Source organism: Sporosarcina sp. P32b (genome assembly GCF_002743335.1).
Classification (GTDB): domain Bacteria; phylum Bacillota; class Bacilli; order Bacillales_A; family Planococcaceae; genus Sporosarcina.
On record NZ_PDZB01000005.1, the window covers coordinates 80,936 to 102,337 of the forward strand.

Below are 21,402 nucleotides of genomic sequence, written 5' to 3' on the forward strand. Positions count from 1 at the left end.
ACAACATGACACAGTATTTTGGAACAGATGGCGTCAGAGGTGTAGCGAACAAGGAACTTACACCTGAACTGGCATTTAAATTAGGAAGAATCGGTGGATATTTATTTACTAAAGATGTAGAAGGAAAAGCAGAAGTATTAGTAGGAAGAGATACACGGATTTCTGGTTTAATGCTTGAGAATGCGCTAATAGCAGGTCTATTATCTGTTGGCGTGGAAGTTATGAAATTAGGCGTAATCAGTACACCAGGCGTAGCCTATTTAACACGTGTCATGAACGCACAAGCAGGTGTGATGATTTCAGCTTCACATAATCCGGTTGAAGATAATGGAATTAAGTTTTTTGGGGAAACCGGTTTTAAACTGACTGATGCACAGGAAGAAGAATTCGAACAGCTATTGAATGCAGAAGAAGATACATTGCCTCGTCCGGTTGGTGGGAATGTTGGAACCATTACGGAATACTTTGAAGGCGGTCAAAAGTATATTCAATACCTGAAACAAATTGTCGATGAGGACTTTGAGAATATCCATGTGGCACTTGATTGCGCACATGGTGCAACTTCGGTCTTGGCAACCCATGTTTTTGCGGACTTGGATGCAGACTTAACCACAATGGGTGCTTCTCCAAATGGCTTGAACATTAATGATGGTGTTGGGTCTACACACCCCGAAGCACTTGCAGCACTTGTAGTAGAAAAAAGTGCTGATATCGGTTTAGCATTTGATGGTGATGGAGATCGTCTCATCGCTGTTGATGAAAAAGGAAACATTGTTGACGGTGACCAAATTATGTTCATTGTTGCTCGATATTTACATAGCAAGGGCAGATTAAAATCAGATACTATTGTCTCTACTGTGATGAGTAATCTGGGCTTCTATAAAGCTCTAGAAGAATTCGGCATGAAGAGTGTTCAAACAGCTGTAGGGGATCGGTACGTCGTAGAAGAGATGCGTAAAAATCATTATAATCTTGGTGGAGAGCAATCAGGTCACATTATTTTCATGGATTATAATACAACAGGCGATGGCTTACTGACAGCATTGCAACTCGTCAATATCATGCAGCAAACAGGTAAAAAACTTTCGGAATTAGCTAGTGAAATGAAAGTGTATCCGCAAAAATTAACTAATATTCGTGTAATGGATAAATATGCGGTAATGGATAATATGCGTATCGTTGGAGTTATTAATGAAGTAGAGAAAGAAATGAACGGCCAGGGAAGAGTTCTTGTACGACCTTCGGGTACGGAGCCACTCGTCCGTGTAATGGTCGAATCTGAAACCGAAGCACAATGTGCAGACTATGCAGATCGAATTTCACAAGTAGTGAAAGAAGAAATGGGTCTAGAGTAAATATATTGTTGAGCTGGTAATAGGGAATTCTATATTACCAGCTCTCTTTTTGTAGAAGTAGAATACCGGGGAATCAGAAGTACAGGCCGAAATGGGAATGCTTCCGCTGAACGGAGAGGAAAACAGTGAGTCAAAAAAAATATCAGAATATGCTTGCACAACGAACAGAGAATATCTTTGAAGAGTGGAAAGCGCGTGGTAGTTTAACGGAAAGAGAGTTGTATTATTTTCTTCATAAATTGAAGGGAACGTCTGGGACAATCGGGTTGCAACAGTTGTCTCTCTTTTGTGCGTCACAATTAGAGATTCTAACATCTTCCAACGATCAGAAAATACCCGTTTCTTCATTAGAAAATTTGAAGAATCGTATTCGTTCGCATTTTGATGATACCATTACTGTGAAAAAAGAAGAATTTCAATTACCGGATAGTTACGTCAACCGTCTTGATCAAGAGACATTCGTTCTAATTATTGATCAAGACTTAGAATTTGTATCCAATTTAAAGGAGTTGCTCGAGAAGCTTGGAGCTCAAGTAATTATTTCATTAAATGGGAAGCGCGGAATTGAACAATTTTACTCTATGAGACCAAGTATTGTCATCATAGATGCGAAGTTGCCTGATATGACAGGTTTTGAAGTACTTGATCAAATTGCAGAACCCGCGCGGCAAAAAAATACGACTTTAGCTATCTCGAGTGAAGAGGTTACAAAAGAAATTCTAATTGAAACATATCGTAGAGGGGCCATGGATTTAATACCTAAACCTTTTGATTTGGATGTCTTTTTCCCTTATTTATTCAATAGACAAATGAGTCAACATGCGGTCAGTAGCAGTATGATTACAGATAGTTTGACGGGTGTAGGTAATCGACGCTACTTCGACGAGACTATTAATACATTGGCTAAAAAAGCCGATCAATCCGAAGTGATTTTCTCACTGGTCATAATAGATTTGGATCACTTTAAACAAGTAAATGATCTGTATGGACATCCTGTCGGCGATGAAGTTCTAAGGAAGTTCGGTGAAATCATTAAAGAAGAAAAACGTGAAGGTGATTACGTATTCCGCTATGGTGGGGAAGAGTTTGCTTTATTATTTGATACAATCAAAGCAGAAGATACTGTGCATGCCGTCGATCGCATTCGGGAAAAATTTAATGACACTATATTCACTTCTAATGAAGAGACGTTCCAAGTAACCTTCTCCGCGGGCAGTGCGACATATAAGGGGAATACTGCAAACTTGATATCTGCAGCTGACCAGGCTCTTTACGAAGCAAAGCGTTCAGGGCGAAATCAAACTGTAATTTACGACCAGAGAAAACGGGTAGTGAAGAGAAAGTTGATTGTCATTATTGTAGATGACGACTCATTCATTAGGCAGATCCTTCAGCAAACGTTGATGGAGTTAAAGTCCTCGGACATTGATATTACAGTGAAGACGTATGCTGACGGCCCTTCGTTTCTGGAAGATGACTGGTACAGCCCAGACGCATATTTCATCGTACTACTTGATGGTGTCATGCCAAAAATGGATGGTCTAGAAGTATTAAGTCGATTAAAGAGCGACCATGCTAAAACAAACGTCACAGTATCCATGATGACAGCTAGAAAAAGTGCAAATGATATTAAAGCAGCTCTTTGGCTTGGAGCAGATGACTATATTATTAAACCATTTCAACCATCAGAAGTCCTCGGAAGAATTGATAAATTAGCTAATCGTTTATTTGATAAAAGAGAATAGAAGGAGGTGCCCACTTTGACTCATATAGGAAAAAAAGTGTTAGTTGTAGACGATGAAGATATTTTACGCATGTTGCTCACGGACACTTTGGAATTTGAAGGGTTTCAAGTAGAAGAAGCAGAAGATGGGGTAGAAGCTTTGGAAAAAATTCAAAGAAATTCATATGACGCCATTCTTTTAGATTATATGATGCCACGTATGACGGGGTTAGAATTATTGGAACGTCTACAATCGTTACAACTAACAACACCTATCATTATGCTTACTGCGAAGGCACAGCAAGCGGATCAGGATACTGCTTTAGCCAAAGGGGCCTCTTACTTTGTACCCAAACCATTTAGCCCGAGTGAATTAGTAGAATTAGTTAAGTCGCTATTTTAATTACAGTACATAACTAAAAAAGAACGTCCTCTCCGTAAGGAAAAGGACGTTCTTTTTAGTTGTTCTCTGGATATAAAATCAGTCCATCAGATCGTTCTATTGTTTCCATAATAATGGATGATAAATCGCTAAGAGGATAAGGCTTCGTCAAATACTCACTAATATGGAACTTTTTCATCAGTAACGGTTCTTTTTCCAATGAAGAAGATATAACGATCGGGATTGATTTAGTTTTAGTATGTTCTTTCATTTGGCTAATTAGATCCCAACCGTTTTCACCTTCTTCTAGCATAAGGTCGACGACGACTGCAGCCGGTTGTAGTTTTTCAATACATACAAATGCTTTGTTTACTTTGGAATGATGAATGACTGAAAATCCATTGCTTGCTAACTCTTCTCCTAGTAATAATGAAATATTCACATCATCTTCTACTATGACAATTAAAGGTTTGTCGTAGTCAATCTTTTCTATTGGCAACTGCTGTTTCAAAGGAAGGGAGAAGAAGATTGTCGTCCCTACGTTTTCTTCAGAACTTACCCAAATCTGTCCGTTATGGTCTTGTATAATCTCCTTACATATAGATAAACCTAGACCGGTACCGCCAATTTTTCTACTATAACTATTATCGAATCTATAAAATTTCTCAAATAGATGTCCAATAGTATCTGAAGGGATGCCAATCCCTTCATCCGCTATGGAAACGACAATTGCGTCTTGTTGATTTAACAGCGTAATATTGACATTTCCACCTTCAGGAGAAAACTTAATAGCATTTCCAATTAAATTCATGAATACTTGCAGTACACGATCATAATCCGCTCTGACTATAGATGAATATGTGAGATCTTGAATCTTTAAAGTATGGCGAGGGGATTGTATTCTCAAATAGGATACAGCCTTTTCAGCTACTGTATTAACCGATACATCTTCTATTGAATATGATTGACGCCCTGATTCCATCCGCTGTAAATCTAAGAAGTCATTGATAAGGGCGGTCAATCGGTTTGCTTCGCTGTGAATAGTTTCAAGATAGCGTTTTTGGCGTTGCTCATCCATATCTTTATTCAGTAAAAGCTCAGAGAATCCGAGTATACTTGATAAAGGAGTTCGTAACTCGTGACTGACAGTCGACACCAATTCTGTTTTCATTTTATTGACTTCGTGTTCATGCGTTATATCACGGTGTACGAAAATCGTACCCACTTTTTCTTGTTGAATAATAATTGGGACACTATACACATTCATAACCCGAGACTTTTTAGAAGGCAATGATAGTGTATAGTGGTTATTTATGAATTCCGTGGATTCGGATCGGATTGCCTCATCAAGAAATGCTTTGTATTGAACAGGGTCATTAATTTGCTTCAGGAAATACTCTGTCCACTCTTCTCTTGGCCATGCCTTATGTTCCGTTTCCGGTTCCATGCCAAGTAAATCAAATAAGGCTGTATTATACTTATCGCCTTCACTTGTATTTGAAACGAAACGAATTCCTTCATTAATGTTATCCAAGATATTCTGATTCAATTGACGTTCATGACTAATGAGTTCGTATTGCTCAATCCGGTCCACCGCAATCGCAATTCGCTTAAGCAAACCGTATAAATCTTTTTGGTCGTCATCCGTAAACGGCTTGCCGATACGCGAGAGAACGGAAACGACACTTAATTCGTTAGCGACATTGTAGATACCTGTCACAAAATCATAGACATACGTAGTACTGTCAGCTATTCCTTTTTCATATACTGCTTCTCGTTTGATGATAAAATAGGGCTCTGTTTCAAGTCGGATTTTTATATAATCTAGCCGTTCTTGTTTAATTTCATTGAAAAACTGTTGTGAAATACCTTTCAACGTATGAATTTCACTTTTAGGAAGCCAAAGAAAACTTAAATCGGATTGATAGATTTTATTTAAATAGTCGGAAGTTTGGTCGCATACTTCTTGCTTATCCAACGAGAATGATAAAATATGACTCAAACCGTTGTAACGTTCTAAACGAATACGGGTAAATCGAGCTTCAGATAAAGCGAATTCCATTTTAGTCTGGCGATTGAATAATTCATCTTGCTGTGTAATCAACTCTTCATTTTGGGCAAGAAGCTCTTGCTCATTCATTTGTATACGTTCCATCATTTTATGAATGGATTGCGAGAGAGCACCGATTTCATTCTCTGACTGAATAGGCTGGAATAAGACGGTGCCTTCTGTTTCATACTGATCTGCTGCACGCGTGATATCCTCTACCGGCTTAACCACCCGGTTGATAACGTTCCAAACCATATAGATTGGAATAAGCAAGAAGGTAAAGCCGAAGATGGTGATAATCAAAAAGAATGCTTTAGTTTGTTGCATCGTATTATCGTATGCGAGTTTCATCTTTTCCTTTGAAGAATCTTCGTATTCATTAGCATATTTAAGGAAACTGTTGACGGTTAGGTTGGTACCACTCTTTGCCAATTCCTGTAATCCATCATAATCATCATCTTCAACAAAATGAATCGCTTTTGGAAGGGTGACATTTTCGTATTCCATCAAGAAGTTATCGATTTCGTCAATGATTTGCTGTTCATCTGCATTTAGTGGAAGAGATTTAAATTCACTGGAATAAGAATGTATGTCTTCGATTGCTTGATAAGCAAAGTTTAGTTCTTCCTCTATTTGAAAAGCGTAGTAACCACGTATCCGAAAGAATAGATCTTGAATCGAATCGGATATTTCTTCAATCAATTCCGATTTATTTATTGAATCTTGCTGTAGATCTTCTAGTTCGTCCCAAGAGCTACTAGCATAGAAATACATACTACCCATTCCGATGATCGCGATGACTATTGATACGATAAATACTTTTATGTATTGTTGGCGAATTCCTTTTTTCTGCACGACCCGATTGCCCCTTCCCACTTTCGCAACTACTCCTATTCTACCATTTTGACATGTTATATACAGATAGAATTTTCTGTTAAGAAATTTTTTTTTTTGAGATGTGATAGGTCAAAAACATTATGTATGAAGACTAGCCAAAAGTAAATGATAGTTGAGGTGGTAATCATAGAAGTCAGTAGAGAAAAAAGAGGACAAGCCGATAATTTAATAGGCTTGTCCTCTAGCGAGTCAATGACATAGTTACTCGAAAATATACTTTAATGCTAAAACTGCTTGATCTACCGATTCTACCGTAACATGTGCTTTACGGGATAGTTCTTTTAATGGGTGGTGATGATTTTCCTGACGAATCAGAATGAGTGGTTTCCCGAAAGCGACTGCTGCGCTGGCATCCATCGCAGTATTCCATTGTTTGTACTGTTCACCAAATAATGCAATGACGACATCTGATTTTTTCATTAATAGTTCTGTTCGTAAGTTGTTGAGGCTTGAAGCTGCGGCATCTTTAAAGATTTTATCCGGTTGTTGTCCAAGAATTTCTTCTCCGATGTTGTCTGAACGGTCATGGTCTTCCATGGGTCCGACAAAATCTACCGGTAATTGTAGATCCTTTGCTTGTTGTTTGACTTCATCTCGCCAAGACGTGTGAATTTCCCCAGCTAGGTATACTGTTAATCGCATGAAAACCCCTCCTAGTTTGATATTCTTTATTGTACCATGCATCCGATCTTGCTTCATCCGATGTACTGGGGGAGAAAGAGTTCATGAATATGGTACACTGAATAAAAAGAGGAGAGATGAGTATATGAATGGACAAAATCGTTCAGATGTAAAACCTGGGTTACGTGTAGCTGTTATTTTAAAGAAAGATCAGCGTAGTGGAGTGAAAACAGAAGGTGTTGTCAAAGATTTGTTGACCAATTCCAGCTTCCATCCACACGGTATTAAAGTGCGACTTGAAGACGGACAAGTTGGACGCGTAGCAGAAATATTAGGATAATAGAAAAAAGAGAGAGGGGAACCCCTCTCTTTTTTCTATTAATGATTATTCTCCATCCCGATACGTAACAGCTGTACCGGTGGCGATACACATCATCATGCCTTCACGTACCATTTCGAAATCTAAGTCTACACCGATGACAGCATTCGCCCCCATAGCACTCGCTTTCTGGGACATTTCATCAATGGCTGTTTGACGTGCTTCAGTTAGTTTGCTTTCATAAGCAGCGCTGCGTCCACCTACAATATCGGTGACAGATGCAAAAATATCTCGTACGATATTTGCTCCCATGATAGTTTCTCCTGATACGATCCCGTGATACGTTTCAATTGTCCGGCCTTGTAGCATGTTAGTTGTCGTGTGTAACATTCGATCTCCCCCTTTGGTTTATATATATACGTTATGATAGAACGAATGGTTTCAAATAAATGTAAAGTGTGAAAATAAAACGTTTATTTGTTCTGTGTCAAATGAAGTAATTTCCCAGGGAATCGTATCGAAAAATAGTCATATTCTACGAGTCTCGAAATAAAGGTTCAAAGCTCGCTACCTATCAGGTAGTATGAGTACATAGATAGAAAAAAGGAGATGATAGTATGACAGAACAAATGTATCAGCTTATTTCCATAATCGTTTATATGGCGGCTATGCTGTTCATTGGTTGGTATGCGTTCAAACGTACATCGAACCTGACGGATTATATGCTTGGTGGACGTTCACTCGGACCGGCTGTTACAGCACTGAGTGCGGGAGCTTCCGATATGTCGGGTTGGCTTTTGATGGGATTACCGGGCGCAATTTATTTAAGTGGATTAGGTGAAATATGGTTGGCGATTGGCTTGACGGTAGGTGCTTATTTGAACTGGTTGTTTGTGGCACCACGTTTACGTGCCTATACACAAGTCTCGAATAACTCTATCACGATTCCGAGTTTTCTCGAGAACAGATTAAAAGATACTTCTCGTTTACTACGAGTAGCTTCAGGAATCATTATCTTGTCATTCTTCACGTTCTACGTATCTTCAGGTATGGTAGCGGGTGGTAAGTTCTTCCAAAGTTCATTTGGATTAGAGTATCATACGGGGCTTATTATTGTATCAGTAGTCGTGCTAGCTTATACGTTATTTGGTGGATTCTTAGCCGTCAGTTATACTGATTTTGTTCAAGGATTGATTATGTTTTTAGCGTTAATTTTAGTGCCTTCATTTGGTATTTTCATTACAGGTGGATTTTCTGAAACAGCGGCGAGTATTAGAGAAGTTGATCCTTCGCTGTTTAACTTTGTATCAGGTGTGAGTGTAGTAGGTATCATTTCTTCGCTTGCATGGGGACTCGGTTACTTTGGGCAACCGCATATTATCGTCCGTTTTATGGCAATCAGCTCAGTTAAAGAGACAAAAAGTGCAAGACGGATAGGGATTGGTTGGATGATACTAAGTTTGATTGGTGCAATTTCTACTGCATTAATCGGTATCGCGTATTTTCAGCAAAATAGCGCGGACTTAGCGGATCCAGAAACAGTCTTTATTGTTCTAGGACAGATTATCTTCCATCCGCTAATTGCAGGCATTATGCTAGCTGCAGTCTTGGCAGCTATCATGAGTACGATATCCTCCCAATTGATTGTGACTTCCTCTGCGTTGATTGAAGACTTGTATAAAGCGGTTTTCAAAACAAATGCTACGGATAGTCGTTATGTATTTTTAGGTCGTCTAGCTGTTCTGCTCGTGACGATTGTCGCAATGGTGCTCGCTTGGCCAAATAAAGAATCTGTCTTGAAGTTGGTTTCGTTTGCTTGGGCAGGTTTTGGTGGGGCATTCGGTCCTATCATCCTTTTATCATTATATTGGAGAAAATTAACGGCTAAAGGTGCGCTATACGGTATGATCACTGGTGCAATTACAGTCGGTATTTGGGGTAACGTCAAGTTCTTATCGAGTTCATTATATGAAATCGTTCCAGGGTTTGTGATTTGTCTTCTTGTTGCGGTTGTAGTAAGTAAAATAACGTATAAACATGACTCGGTTATTGAAAAAGAGTTTGATGATACAATAGAGTTAATTGAAGAAGGAAAATAAACGAAAAGAGCTATCCTGCACAGTGTGCACGGATAGCTCTTTTTGTATATTTTATAATGCGTCGGTAACTTCATCGCCATCGGGTAAATACTCGTACAATCCAATATCTTTCAAGCCTTTTTTAATCTTCGTCGTATAGCCGAGTTTTTCATTGGATAAGAAGGTGGCTTTAGAAATAATTAGTTGCTTTAGCGTAGGCAAGTAACTAGGATCAATTTGTTGCCAAAGTTGATAGGACTCAATTAAATCTTCTAGCGTCAGATGTTTATAATCATCGCCTTCGAAAGTGGATTCTGGAGAGATTTTATACCAAATATCTCCGGAATCACGAATCCATTTATCTTTTTGATAGACGATGGCTCGCTGGATATTACGTGCGGTTTGAAGATATCTCCAATCCCCGAACTCCTGGTAAGACATGAGTAAAATATTCATACCACCGAGTGCATGGTTCATGGATGTATGGGTAGTGACTTGCTGTTTTATTGGAAAGTAGTCTGCAATATAATACGCATCACTGGCTACTCGATTAATATTACCTTTACCTTGCTGGGAAACGAGAAGGTCAGCATAATCACGCAGTGGTTCATTCGCAGAAGGAATTCCAAACTCATCGCCGATATTATAATAGAATAAAGCGATTTGTTCATTGAAACGCGTATCAATAAATGGTGCGTGAATATCATATAAGTTTTTAAGATACGTACTTGTTACTTCCGTTTCCCAGTAGTCTTTGTCCTGCTTGAAGTTTTTCAAGTTGACGAAGGCATTATAGACCAGATTCTCATAGTACCGTCCTTTATTTTCATGATAAAGTGTCAATGCGCGATCTTCTTTAAGCATCAATAAATTTCGACCGTAGTTTTGACCTGTAACGGGCATCGGTTCAGTCGAGTCAGCCAATTTATTATACGAGCCTTCAGCTGTGTACCACTTATTCCGCTTTTTGTGATTCTGACTAGTTTCTCTCATCCACTTGAATATATCATTCTTTGAATTAAACAACTGCTCGTCTGAATCGACATACCAGTGGTCAGCAATTTCCCCTGTGTTGGCGTGTAGTGTATAAGAGGATAGCAGTGTTTTTCCAGCTAATGCATAGGAGAAATTCTCTTGCTCTTCAAGAAGTTCACGCGAGACGCTTTGTTCGTTATTATCATAGCGAAGGGATAATTTTTTGGATTGATAAGCCTGTCCAATCATCCGCTCTTCTACTGTGCCATCTGTCTTGATGAAGCGCAACAGACCTGTCGGATAAGTGGTCATATCAGCATCAGCCAAATCTGTGTTTTCACGCATGAGTGGATAGCGATCATAGCGTAATAAATTAATACGCGCAACATCCTCTTCCTTTTGAAGTACTTCTACCGTAATAGATTCGTCTGTTGGATTATTTAGTTCCGAGAATACAAATACATCTTTATTAGGTAATTCACGAACAGTTAATTTAATTTCTGCTCCTTCTTTTCCAACGGCATACGTATAGGTACTATCACGTGAAAACCCATAATCAGTTTGTGTAAATTCTTTATATTCAAAGGCATCCTTGGAGCGCAAATAAAGAGGGTGTGTACTGAACGGAACACTTCCTAAATAAGTATCGGGAACACTTTTTCTATAGGTAACAGACTCTTCCGGAGTGGAAAGTGTGAACTGCTTTGGTTGCTTAATACGATTAGTTTCTACTAGTATCCGGTGCAATGCTTTTGAAAAGTATGCTCTGGATACGAGCGAGTCGCCGTAATGAAGAAACTCCTCTACTTGAGGAAACGTATAAACAGGAATGTTTTTCAGCGTTGATCTATCCAAACTAGAAGGCCAGCTAGTAGATAACACTTTACCAAAGTCCTTTTCCATATCAAAAGCCGTAATGAATGAATTCCATAGTTCTGTCTTCGTCAATGGTTCGTCAAAGCCAAAAACACCTTGTTTGCTTGGTTGAATCCAGCCGTTCTCGACAGCGGTCGAAGCAAAACGTGCTTTATCCGATCCCCATGCGATATCTGAAAATCCATAAGATTTATCAATAAATTTTGATCCGAAAATTTTAGATAAAGAGACAGCAGCTTGACCCTTTGTTAGCGGTGTTTCAGGATGGAACTGCATATCGAAATTGCCTGTAATGATTTTCATTTCATCCAGCTGCATTATTTCATTTTTCGCCCAGTGATGATTAGGGACATCTATATATTTTATATCTGTCGTTTGTGCGCTGACAGGCTGAATGGAACAAATGAAAAGTAGTGCTAGTAAACCCATTGCGGTATTCCATTTTCTCACGTTCATAACCTCCACCTAAATGTTGCTTCAATACTCTAGTATACCCCAAAATAAATCATAACGACAACGTAGGAAGCAAATAGGGACATATGATACAATCGGAATAGAATGACTACTATAAAGATGATAATAGAGGAGGTTTCTATATGAATAAAGAACAGTTTTTAGAGCGTTATGCAATTGATCGAAAGGGTACGAACTCGCTGAAATGGGACAAGCTTGAGGAACGTTTCGGTGATGCAGATTTACTTGCTGCCTGGGTAGCGGATATGGAGTTTAAAGCACCAGAGCAAGTGATAGAGGCATTGAAAGAAAAAGTGGATTTTGGGGTGTTCGGCTATACATATGCACCTGAATCATATTTTGAAGCGTTTATTAATTGGGAACGTGAGCGTCATGGTTATGAAGTGAAAGAAGAATGGATGCGTTTTTCGACAGGCGTCGTGACGGCATTATACTGGTTTGTAAATGCATTTACAAAACCTCAGGATGCAGTGATTATTCTATCCCCGGTCTATTATCCTTTCGCCAACGCAGTGAAAGATACGGGTCGTACACTGATAAGTAGCGAACTTATTAATACGGAAGGTATTTACACAATCGATTTTGAAGACTTTGAAAAGCAAATAATCGAGAATGACGTGAAACTATTCATTCATTGTACACCGCATAATCCCGTTGGCCGTGTATGGACGGCAGAGGAAGCGGAAAAACTCCTGTCAATCTGTGAACAGCATGACGTGTTGATTGTATCGGATGAAATCCATCATGATATGACGTTTGGCGATCATACACATATACCATCTGCAATTGTCTCTGGAGGGAAGTACGCAGAGCGTGTTATTACGGTAACTTCTGCTTCGAAAACATTCAACTTGGCAGGCTTGTTAACATCCCAGATCATTATTGAAAATGAAGCGTTACTAAAGCAGTTCGATACGTATGTGAATTCCGTGAATCAAACAGAAGTCAATATGCTAGGAATGACGGCTGCAGAAGCGGCTTATAATCATGGGGTGGACTGGCTTGAAGGGTTACGAGAAGTCGTGAAATCTAATGAACGCTATGCGGTTGAACAGTTCGCAGAGCATGCGCCTAAGTTAATCGTTACGCCGTTAGAGGGAACGTACTTATTATGGATTGACTTGCGTGCACATATCCAGCCGGATGGTGTAAAGGAATTCGTACAAGATACATGTAAACTAGCAATTGACTACGGAGAGTGGTTTGGGGAAAACTCAAAAGGCTTCATTCGTTTGAACCTTGGAACGAAACCACATTATATTAAGCAAGCAGTGGATACTATCATCGAGCACTTGCCCCAATCATAAGTAATATAAAAAGATCACCGCTTCGTCAATATGACGTAGAGGTGATCTTTTCGCTATTATATACTGTAATTGTCATTTGTCGGTAGAAAACCAAGCAAAGGCTTTAGTTCATTCTCCAGGAAAGGCTTCGCCTGCAACATATTCCTGAATGCTGTGTAACGATCAATTTGCGCAACAGTTGGTTGTTTAGTAGTCCGGTAAGCGCGTATCAAGATGTTCTTCGGTGTGTGCTCCATATCGATGAACTCGACGAGTTGTGCTTCATAACCAACTAATGTTAGCAACTCTGCGCGGATGGAATCGGTTGCGAGTGCAGCAAAACGTTCCTTTACTAGGCCATGTTGCAACATGATATCGAGTGCCGGAGCATGAACTTGTGAAAACAGCTCATGCTGACAACAAGGAACAGATAGGATGACGGAAGCCCCCCAGTTAACTGCTTTAGCCAATGCCATATCCGTAGCCACGTCACATGCATGAAGCGTGACGACCATATCGACTGCGGTATCCCCATCATATTCATTGATATCGCCTACTAGAAATTCCAGCTGATCGTATTGCAGATCACGTGCGATTTCTTGACATTCTTCAATGACTTCTTTTTTCAGATCTAATCCCGTCACCCGAATATCCAGACCTTTTTCGATTCGCAAGTAATGATACAGTGCGAACGTCAAATAAGATTTACCTGATCCGAAATCGAGTATGCGAATCGGACGGTCTTTTGGCAAGTGGGAAAGCGTGTCATCAATCAGTTCGACGAAGCGATTGATCTGACGGAACTTATCATGTTTTTGATTCTTAACCTTACCTTCGGGTGTTTGAACACCAAGGCGAATGAGAAATGGGTAAGGTGTGCCTTCATGCAATGCATAATTCTTCGTACGATTATGCGCATAGTCTACTGTCTTTTCGGTATTGAGGAAAATTCGTTTAATAGAAACTTTCATCTTCTTGGATATTTGAATCTGCATCGTTTCATCTGACAAATCAATGTGGAATTGCTTAAAGTTTTCCAAAGCCTCGTGCAAGGGCTGCGCCACGTCTTCTAGCGCCACGTTGTCATGCTTCAGAACACGTTCATGTTGATATTCAAATTGAATATAAAATTCACCTTTTAGTTCAAGCGGTTTTAATTTAATTCGCTTCACATCATTGGATTTCATTCGTGGCCCACTAATTGTGGCACGGATGAATGTTCCATCTGCCATGCGTCGCTGGAGTAGTTCCAGCACGTCATCTACTGACATTGTTTGACACTCCTGTCTGTCTTCAGTTCAATAAGAATCCTTGTTTTTCTAAGAATGCCTGGAGATCCGTTCTTCTTGGTGATTCAAGGAAATCGGCCATTTCTTTTGTCCACATTGCATCACGTTGATTGGAGTCACGGCTTGCATAGTATTCTTTCATGATTTCATCATAAGCTGGTAATAGATCAGTGTACTGTTCTTCGTTATACGTGTTTTCATGCAAAACGGCTTCTACAGGTAAACGTGGTTTGACTCCATTGGATTCATTTGGAACACCGATAGACAATCCGAATAGAGGCACAACGCCTTTCGGTAATTCCAGTACTTCTGAAATTTCTTCCATCGCATTCCGTACGCCGCCGATATAGCAAATGCCGTAGCCTTTGGATTCGGCAGCAATGACGACATTTTGTGCGAATAGACCAACGTCGACCGCGCCAACTAGCACATTCTCTACTACGGTATAGTCGATTTCCTGACCATGTAAACGAGCAGCGTGAGATAAGCGGTTATAATCCATACAAAATACTAATACCGCACCGGCTGTATAGAATTGGCGGCGGTTCTTGGATAGCTCAGCTAATTGACCGCGTTTTTCAGTGTCTGTTACATACATTACGGTACAGGCTTGCACGAAGTGAGAACTTGCTGCGTGCTGACCTGCTTTAACTAGTTCCATAACTGTTTCTCTTGAAATCGGCTCATCTTTGTAACGACGAACCGATGAGTGAGATTTTAATAAATCGATTACCATACAATCCCTCCGCATTCGTTATCATCAGGACATAAATACTCCTGAAACTCTTCTTTTATCCTACACTATTCTGACCTTTCGGGAAACACTGAAGCTTATTTAGATTGTAGCTGTTCTCATACTATGAGAGGTTATATTGCATCATTGTCTCGCATCGTATATTCGTTGTCCAAAAACAGTAGGAATGTAGCGGGACTTTCATTTACGGGATAGGTCGGTGAATCCCGTTTGGTAAGACAGGTTTGATATGATAGAGGGAAATCATCTATTGAGGAGGGAGGGCTTACTATGAAACTCGACCATATTGTCTATTTCACCCAGAATGATGTACAGAGCATTGTTAAAGAGCAACGTGCAAAAGGTAAACGGGCAGTAGCGGGTGGACAGCATGAAGACTGGGGAACAGCAAACGCATTATTATATGTTGATAATGCCTATATCGAATGGCTGACAGTAGAGGACGAAGACAAAGCGAGGGTGGCGGCAGCGCATTTGCCACTCATTGCACACTACTTTCATGATCAGCAATACGGAGATGGCTGGGCGAATGTATGCTTTTCGGTTGAAGATATGGAACAATGGAAAGATGAACTCGATAACAAAGGTTTCACTACAACAAAAATCCTCAATGCCTCACGAAAAACAGAAAACGGTGAGTTGCTTCGATGGAAGATGTTGTTTATCGAACAAACTGTCTCCAATGAATTGCCGTATCCGTTTTTCATTGAATGGGAAGAACCCGAATCACAGCGAAAAGCTCGTCTCGCCAAGACTGGTGCAAGAACGACTTTCCATCCACAGCGAAAAGTTTCAGAATGTGTTTTTCATGTGGAAGAACCTTTGCAAGAAGCAGGTGAATGGGCGGTATTATTATCGCAGAAAGTCGGCGATGCACATGATATTCGAATCGGAGACATGGTCTTGCACTTTATAGAAAAAAGTGAAACGGTGCAACGTTTGGCGGAAGTTCATTTCATATCGAACGATTAGCAAACAGAACGAAGGGTAAACTATATAGAAAGATGTCGGGGGGATACTAGCATGGATGTGTTAATTGAAAAGGCCGTAGTAGTCGGAGTGCACGAACAAAAGGATTTGCACTTCGAATATGCGATGGAAGAACTGAAGAATTTGGCAGAAGCAATCAATGTGGAAGTCATAGGTGAAGTGACACAGAACTTGGAACGGAAAAACCCATCTACTTATATTGGGAAAGGAAAGATTGGTGAAATTCGTGAAGTGTATGAAGAAACCGGAGCTAATTTATTAATCTTCAATGATGAATTATCGCCTTCCCAGTTACGAAATCTGGAGAGAGATCTAGAGTGTAAAATTATTGACCGTACTATGCTTATATTGGATATTTTTGCGAGGCGCGCGCGCAATAGAGAAGCACAGATGCAAGTCGAATTGGCGCAACTACAATATACATTACCGCGACTCGTAGGACTTCGTGCATCACTCAGTAGGCAAGGTGGTGGCACAGGAGGCGGCTTACAGAATAAAGGGGCGGGTGAAACAAAGCTAGAGCTCGATCGTCGGAAAATTGAAGATCAGATCGCGAAGCTTCGCCGTGAGCTAGAGCATGTAAGTGATCAACGGGAAACGCAGCGAAAACAGCGTGTCAGAAGCGGCATACCTGTTGTGTCGATCGTGGGGTATACAAACGCTGGGAAATCCACGTTAATGAATCGGTTGCTGCAATATACAGATGTGGATGAATCCAAAGAAGTTAGTGAAAAAGACATGCTATTCGCAACGCTCGAAACCGCTGTAAGAAAAATCAAACTGCAAGATAAAAAAGAGTTTATTTTAACAGATACCGTAGGATTCGTATCCAAACTTCCTCACCATCTTGTCCAAGCATTCCGTTCGACACTAGAAGAAGCCAAGAATGCCGATTTACTGTTGCATGTTGTGGACGTTTCCGATGAAGAACACGGTCATATGATGGATGTGACCAATGAAACATTAGGGGATATAGGAGTAAAGAGTATTCCTACTATCAACATATATAATAAATCAGACTTAACTGAAATCTCCTATCCGCGTACAAAAGATCAAAGTATTTGGATGTCAGCTGGCGAAAATAAAGGCATATCTGAATTATTAACATTGATTCAGCAAAACTTGTTCCGACAATATGTCACGTGTAAAATAATGATTCCATACGATCGTGGAGAAATTGTTGCACATCTCAATGAAAATGCCTCGATTAAAGATACAGCATACGAAGAAGAAGGTACATTGATGACCGTGGAAATGCCCGAAAGTGAATGTGAACGCCTACAAGAATTCATAATGAAGTGAATGTAAATAAAAAAAAGGGCTGCATGCGCATTGCATGCAGCCAAATCCTTTTATCTTTATAAGAAGAGAAAGGGGGTGGGATGCATCTAGTTTGCCCGATTACTAAGAATTTAAACCTCTTGATAAAAAACAAGAAAAAACATGTTAGATAATCGTTGATATTGCCTACTAATTTGTATTTCATGCTTCATACAATAGGTGGATTTGAAGATCTATCTTAACTAACCGCACAACAAAGCGAGAACAATATATAAGGAGTGATGGACTGTATGAAAAAATGGACAACCATTCTCACTGTAGGGACGTTAGCGTTTGTTTTAAGTGCCTGCGGCCAAACTGCTGAACCTAAAGAAGATCCTATGACAGGAAAAAAAGAAGAAGTGGTCGTCAAAAGTGAACTAACAGCGGGTGAAGTAATGGAAAAAGCGAGTGCAGCAGCTGAAACCCAGCAAAGCATGCATTCGGATATGGACATTATGCAAACGTTAGAAATGGGCGATGAGAAAAAAGAAATGAATTCAACAATTGAGATGGATATGATTCTTGAACCGCTCGCAATTCGTCAAACGATGAATATGCAAGCTAATGGTGAAGAAATAGCGATAGAACAATATATGACTCAAGAAGGCTTCTTCATGAAGAATCCAGAGTCAGGTAGTTGGATCAAATTGCCGAATGAAATGTATAAAGAAGTCACCGGTCAAACAGCAGGAATGACTGAATCACCAGTGGACTTCACTATGTATGAGGAATATGCAGAAGACTTTACATTTGAAGAGACCGACGATGAATATGTTCTAACGTTGATAGGCTCCGGTGAAAAATTCAGTGAGCTTATGAAAGAGATGTTGGATCAGAACATGCCAGCGGAAGCAGATGAAGCGAAGTTGGATAACGTCGATATGAAAATTGAAAAAATTGATCTGCAATTTACTATCGATAAAAAGACATTCTTCACAAAAGACTTTGACATGGATATGATCATGGCAATGGAGGAACAAGGCCAGCAAGTTAAAGTCACACAGAATGTTAAAGGTACTATGACCAAGATCAATGAGATTGATGAAATCAAAGTACCGAAAGAAATACTGGATAGTGCTAAAGAAATGGATTAACAGTAAATGAATACACCGTTTTCCGTGTCATACGGAAAACGGTTTTTTCGTATGATCTCATATGGATGAATAAATAACGGTGCATTAGTCCCGTAATCGTCAATTAGTGAAAAGTATTGATAACGATTTTCATTTAGATATTGACATCATATGCTAAACGCGGTAATGTTGTTCTTGAGCGAATGATAATCATTTTCATTTAAGTGAGAAATGCTCAAATATTCGATATCGGAGTTCTTCATGAAGAAACGTTACTTAATTACAGCAGTTATACTTTTATCATTTCTTTCGCTGTTTGTCGGTGCAAGCCGAATCACACCAGCGGACCTATTGGACTGGCGCTCGGAAGCAACAGAAATATTCTTAATAAGTCGTGTTCCACGATTAGTCGCGATATTGCTTGCAGGTGCAGGGATGAGTATTGCAGGTTTGATTATGCAACAACTGAGCCGCAATAAATTTGTCTCTCCTACTACGGCAGGAACGTTGGATGCGACTAAACTTGGAATCTTAGTGTCCATGTTGATATTTACCAACGCGACACTATTAGAAAAAATGGCGGTATCATTTACATTCGCCTTACTTGGTACATTCTTGTTTATGCAAATTCTTGATCGTATTAAATTTAAAGATGCGATTTTCATTCCGCTAGTCGGATTGATGTTTGGGAATATCTTATCTTCCATCGCCACATTTTTTGCATTTAAAGCAAACGTGATCCAGAATATGTCGGCTTGGCTTCAAGGAGACTTTTCTATGATCATGAAAGGTCGTTATGAGCTTTTGTATATAAGTGTACCTGTGTTGATCATTACATATTTATATGCGAATCGATTTACAGTGGCGGGTATGGGAGAAGACTTCTCCAAGAACTTAGGACTCGCTTACAAGAGTATCGTCAATATCGGACTGATCTTAGTGGCACTAATTACGACAACCGTTGTATTGACAGTAGGTCTGATTCCTTTCCTAGGGTTAATCATTCCGAACATCGTCTCGATTTTCAAAGGAGACCATCTGCAAAAGACATTGCCGCATACCGCATTGCTAGGTGCAATCTTCCTTCTTATCTGTGACATTCTAGGCAGGGTTATTATCTTCCCATATGAAATCTCGATCAGTTTAATGGTCGGTGTCATCGGAAGCGCAATCTTCCTGTTCTTGTTGTTTAGGGGGAAAGCCTATGCGTAACTCAACGAAACTGCTAATTTTATTGGCATTCTCATTAGTCTTTTGCGGGTTGTATCTATTTCAAGGTTTGAACGGCAGCTATGACTATGCACTTCCTAGAAGAGCAGTCAAAGTCGTGGCTATGATTTTAACAGGTGTAGCAGTGGCATATTCCACAGTTATTTTCCAGACAATCACACATAACCGCATTTTGACACCAAGTATCATGGGATTGGATTCACTCTATATCCTGCTGCAAACCGTACTCATTTTCTTTTTCGGATCTACATCATTTGTACTGGTCAACCAGCAGTTTAACTTCATGCTGTCGGTAGGTGCCATGATATTATTCGCCTTGCTGCTTTATCACTTTTTATTTGGTAAAGGGAATAGGCCGATTTATTTCTTATTACTAGTCGGCATCATCGTAGGTACATTTTTCGGAAGTATATCGACATTCCTGCAAGTGATGATCGATCCGAATGAATTCTTGCGTGTGCAAGATAAGATGTTTGCGAGTTTCAACAATATCAATGGTGATCTCGTTTGGTGGGCATTATCGATATTGGTTATCACACTTGTTATCGGTTGGCGCTATATCAATGAACTCGATGTTTTATCATTGGGACGCGATACAGCTATCAATCTAGGTGTGCCGTATCAGTCGGTCGTCAAGATCATGCTGATTTTATCGGCAGTACTGATTGCGGTGTCCACTGCACTTGTAGGTCCGATTACTTTCTTCGGGCTAATTGTAGCCAACTTGTCTTACCAATTCTTCAACACGTTCAAGCATTCAGTGTTAATCGCTGGTGCTGCGTTGATGAGTGTCATTGCATTAGTAGGCGGTCAATGGATCGTTGAACGTCTTTTCTCTTTCTCGACCACACTCAGTGTGATCATTAACTTTGTCGGTGGCATTTACTTTATCTACTTATTATTAAAGGAGAGTCGATCTTCATGATTCAAGTTCGTGAGATAACGAAGTTTTATGGGAAAAAAGCAGTCGTCGAAAAGGTCAGTGTAAATATTCACCGTGGAAAAATCACATCTTTCATTGGACCGAACGGGGCTGGTAAATCTACTCTTCTATCAATGGTAAGTCGTTTAATGGATGCCGACACGGGCGAGGTATTGCTCGATAAAAGCAAAGTGAAAGATATGAAATCCAATGATTTTGCTAAGCGCGTCGCGATTTTAAAGCAATCCAACTTTATGAATGTCAAACTTACCATCCGTGAACTTGTTTCGTTCGGCCGTTTCCCGCATAGTAAGGGCCGTCTTCAGGAAGAAGATGAGCGGATGGTGGATCAGGCGTTGGAGTATATGGGCCTGACAGACATGCAAGAAGCTTATTTGGATGAATTATCCGGCGGTCAGCGTCAGCGAGCTTTCATTGCGATGACGATTGCACAAGACACCGATTATATCTTGCTCGATGAACCACTGAATAACCTGGATATGAAACACTCCGTGCAAATCATGAAAATCTTGCGCCAACTAGTCGACGATCTTGGCAAAACGGTGGTCATCGTCTTGCATGACATCAACTTTGCCTCTGTCTATTCAGACCGTATCGTTGCGTTGAAAAACGGAAAAGTCGTCAAGGACGGAGTAACAAACGATATTATTACCTCAGATTCATTACGTGAAATTTATGATATGGAAATCCCGATTCAACAAATGAAAGATTGCCGTATTTGTGTGTATTTTAACTCTTAAAATAAATCATAAAAAGTGAGGAAT

18 protein-coding genes are annotated in these 21,402 nt (G+C 39.9%); 12 read left to right on the forward strand and 6 right to left on the reverse strand.

Annotated features, from left to right (window positions below; translation table 11 throughout):
* Window positions 1-5: 5 nt before the first annotated feature.
* The 3 genes from glmM (at window position 6) to CSV64_RS05915 (ending at window position 3,481) form a co-directional block, all read left to right on the forward strand.
* Window positions 6-1,355, forward strand: a complete 1,350-nt coding sequence (gene glmM / locus CSV64_RS05905) for a phosphoglucosamine mutase (RefSeq protein ID WP_099633833.1) — start codon at window positions 6-8, stop codon at window positions 1,353-1,355.
* Between the two features lie 125 nt (window positions 1,356-1,480).
* A complete protein-coding gene (locus CSV64_RS05910; protein WP_099633834.1) occupies window positions 1,481-3,100 on the forward strand; it encodes a diguanylate cyclase in 1,620 nt (539 codons plus the stop codon).
* Window positions 3,101-3,115: 15 nt separating this feature from the next.
* A complete protein-coding gene (locus tag CSV64_RS05915; RefSeq protein WP_099633835.1) occupies window positions 3,116-3,481 on the forward strand; it encodes a response regulator transcription factor in 366 nt (121 codons plus the stop codon).
* A gap of 55 nt (window positions 3,482-3,536) precedes the next feature.
* Here the strand turns inward: CSV64_RS05915 and CSV64_RS05920 are convergent, their stop codons facing one another.
* Window positions 3,537-6,365 carry an ATP-binding protein gene (locus tag CSV64_RS05920; RefSeq protein WP_099633836.1) on the reverse strand — a complete coding sequence of 943 codons (2,829 nt, stop codon included), beginning with the start codon at window positions 6,363-6,365 and terminating at the stop codon, window positions 3,537-3,539.
* Window positions 6,366-6,608: 243 nt separating this feature from the next.
* Window positions 6,609-7,049 (reverse strand): YtoQ family protein, encoded by a 441-nt coding sequence (locus tag CSV64_RS05925; protein ID WP_099633837.1) that lies wholly within the window; start codon window positions 7,047-7,049, stop codon window positions 6,609-6,611.
* A 124-nt stretch (window positions 7,050-7,173) separates the two neighbouring features.
* Here CSV64_RS05925 and CSV64_RS05930 point away from each other — a divergent pair, with 124 nt between their 5' ends.
* Window positions 7,174-7,368, forward strand: a complete 195-nt coding sequence (locus CSV64_RS05930) for a YwbE family protein (protein WP_099633838.1) — start codon at window positions 7,174-7,176, stop codon at window positions 7,366-7,368.
* A gap of 45 nt (window positions 7,369-7,413) precedes the next feature.
* Here CSV64_RS05930 and CSV64_RS05935 read toward each other — a convergent pair whose 3' ends face one another.
* A complete protein-coding gene (locus tag CSV64_RS05935) occupies window positions 7,414-7,737 on the reverse strand; it encodes a YbjQ family protein (RefSeq protein WP_099633839.1) in 324 nt (107 codons plus the stop codon).
* A gap of 227 nt (window positions 7,738-7,964) precedes the next feature.
* Between CSV64_RS05935 and putP the strand changes: the two genes are divergently transcribed.
* Window positions 7,965-9,446, forward strand: coding sequence for a sodium/proline symporter PutP (putP, locus tag CSV64_RS05940; protein ID WP_099633840.1), 1,482 nt, complete (start codon window positions 7,965-7,967; stop codon window positions 9,444-9,446).
* A gap of 51 nt (window positions 9,447-9,497) precedes the next feature.
* Here putP and CSV64_RS05945 read toward each other — a convergent pair whose 3' ends face one another.
* Complete coding sequence (locus tag CSV64_RS05945) at window positions 9,498-11,726, reverse strand: S-layer homology domain-containing protein (protein WP_158233006.1); 2,229 nt, start codon at window positions 11,724-11,726, stop codon at window positions 9,498-9,500.
* Between the two features lie 146 nt (window positions 11,727-11,872).
* On the opposite strand from CSV64_RS05945, the gene CSV64_RS05950 reads away from it, so the two are divergent.
* Window positions 11,873-13,057, forward strand: coding sequence for a MalY/PatB family protein (locus tag CSV64_RS05950; protein ID WP_099633842.1), 1,185 nt, complete (start codon window positions 11,873-11,875; stop codon window positions 13,055-13,057).
* A gap of 56 nt (window positions 13,058-13,113) precedes the next feature.
* Here the strand turns inward: CSV64_RS05950 and CSV64_RS05955 are convergent, their stop codons facing one another.
* Both CSV64_RS05955 and nfsA read right to left on the reverse strand, forming a co-directional pair.
* Window positions 13,114-14,307 carry a class I SAM-dependent methyltransferase gene (locus tag CSV64_RS05955; RefSeq protein WP_099633843.1) on the reverse strand — a complete coding sequence of 398 codons (1,194 nt, stop codon included), beginning with the start codon at window positions 14,305-14,307 and terminating at the stop codon, window positions 13,114-13,116.
* 22 nt (window positions 14,308-14,329) lie between these two features.
* The gene (nfsA, locus tag CSV64_RS05960) at window positions 14,330-15,061 is read right to left on the reverse strand and encodes an oxygen-insensitive NADPH nitroreductase (RefSeq protein ID WP_099633844.1); all 732 of its coding nucleotides are present in this window, start codon (window positions 15,059-15,061) and stop codon (window positions 14,330-14,332) included.
* Window positions 15,062-15,349: 288 nt separating this feature from the next.
* Here nfsA and CSV64_RS05965 point away from each other — a divergent pair, with 288 nt between their 5' ends.
* The 6 genes from CSV64_RS05965 (at window position 15,350) to CSV64_RS05990 (ending at window position 21,378) form a co-directional block, all read left to right on the forward strand.
* Window positions 15,350-16,051 carry a VOC family protein gene (locus CSV64_RS05965; RefSeq protein WP_099633845.1) on the forward strand — a complete coding sequence of 234 codons (702 nt, stop codon included), beginning with the start codon at window positions 15,350-15,352 and terminating at the stop codon, window positions 16,049-16,051.
* Between the two features lie 51 nt (window positions 16,052-16,102).
* A complete protein-coding gene (gene hflX, locus CSV64_RS05970; protein WP_099633846.1) occupies window positions 16,103-17,371 on the forward strand; it encodes a GTPase HflX in 1,269 nt (422 codons plus the stop codon).
* 269 nt (window positions 17,372-17,640) lie between these two features.
* Window positions 17,641-18,486 carry a DUF6612 family protein gene (locus tag CSV64_RS05975; RefSeq protein ID WP_099633847.1) on the forward strand — a complete coding sequence of 282 codons (846 nt, stop codon included), beginning with the start codon at window positions 17,641-17,643 and terminating at the stop codon, window positions 18,484-18,486.
* 240 nt (window positions 18,487-18,726) lie between these two features.
* Window positions 18,727-19,677 carry an ABC transporter permease gene (locus CSV64_RS05980; protein WP_099633848.1) on the forward strand — a complete coding sequence of 317 codons (951 nt, stop codon included), beginning with the start codon at window positions 18,727-18,729 and terminating at the stop codon, window positions 19,675-19,677.
* A complete protein-coding gene (locus tag CSV64_RS05985) occupies window positions 19,670-20,620 on the forward strand; it encodes an iron chelate uptake ABC transporter family permease subunit (RefSeq protein ID WP_099633849.1) in 951 nt (316 codons plus the stop codon). Before CSV64_RS05980 ends, CSV64_RS05985 begins: the two co-directional genes overlap by 8 nt.
* Window positions 20,617-21,378: an iron ABC transporter ATP-binding protein gene (locus tag CSV64_RS05990; RefSeq protein WP_099633850.1), complete on the forward strand. Its 762-nt coding sequence runs from the start codon at window positions 20,617-20,619 to the stop codon at window positions 21,376-21,378. Before CSV64_RS05985 ends, CSV64_RS05990 begins: the two co-directional genes overlap by 4 nt.
* Window positions 21,379-21,402 lie beyond the last annotated feature (24 nt).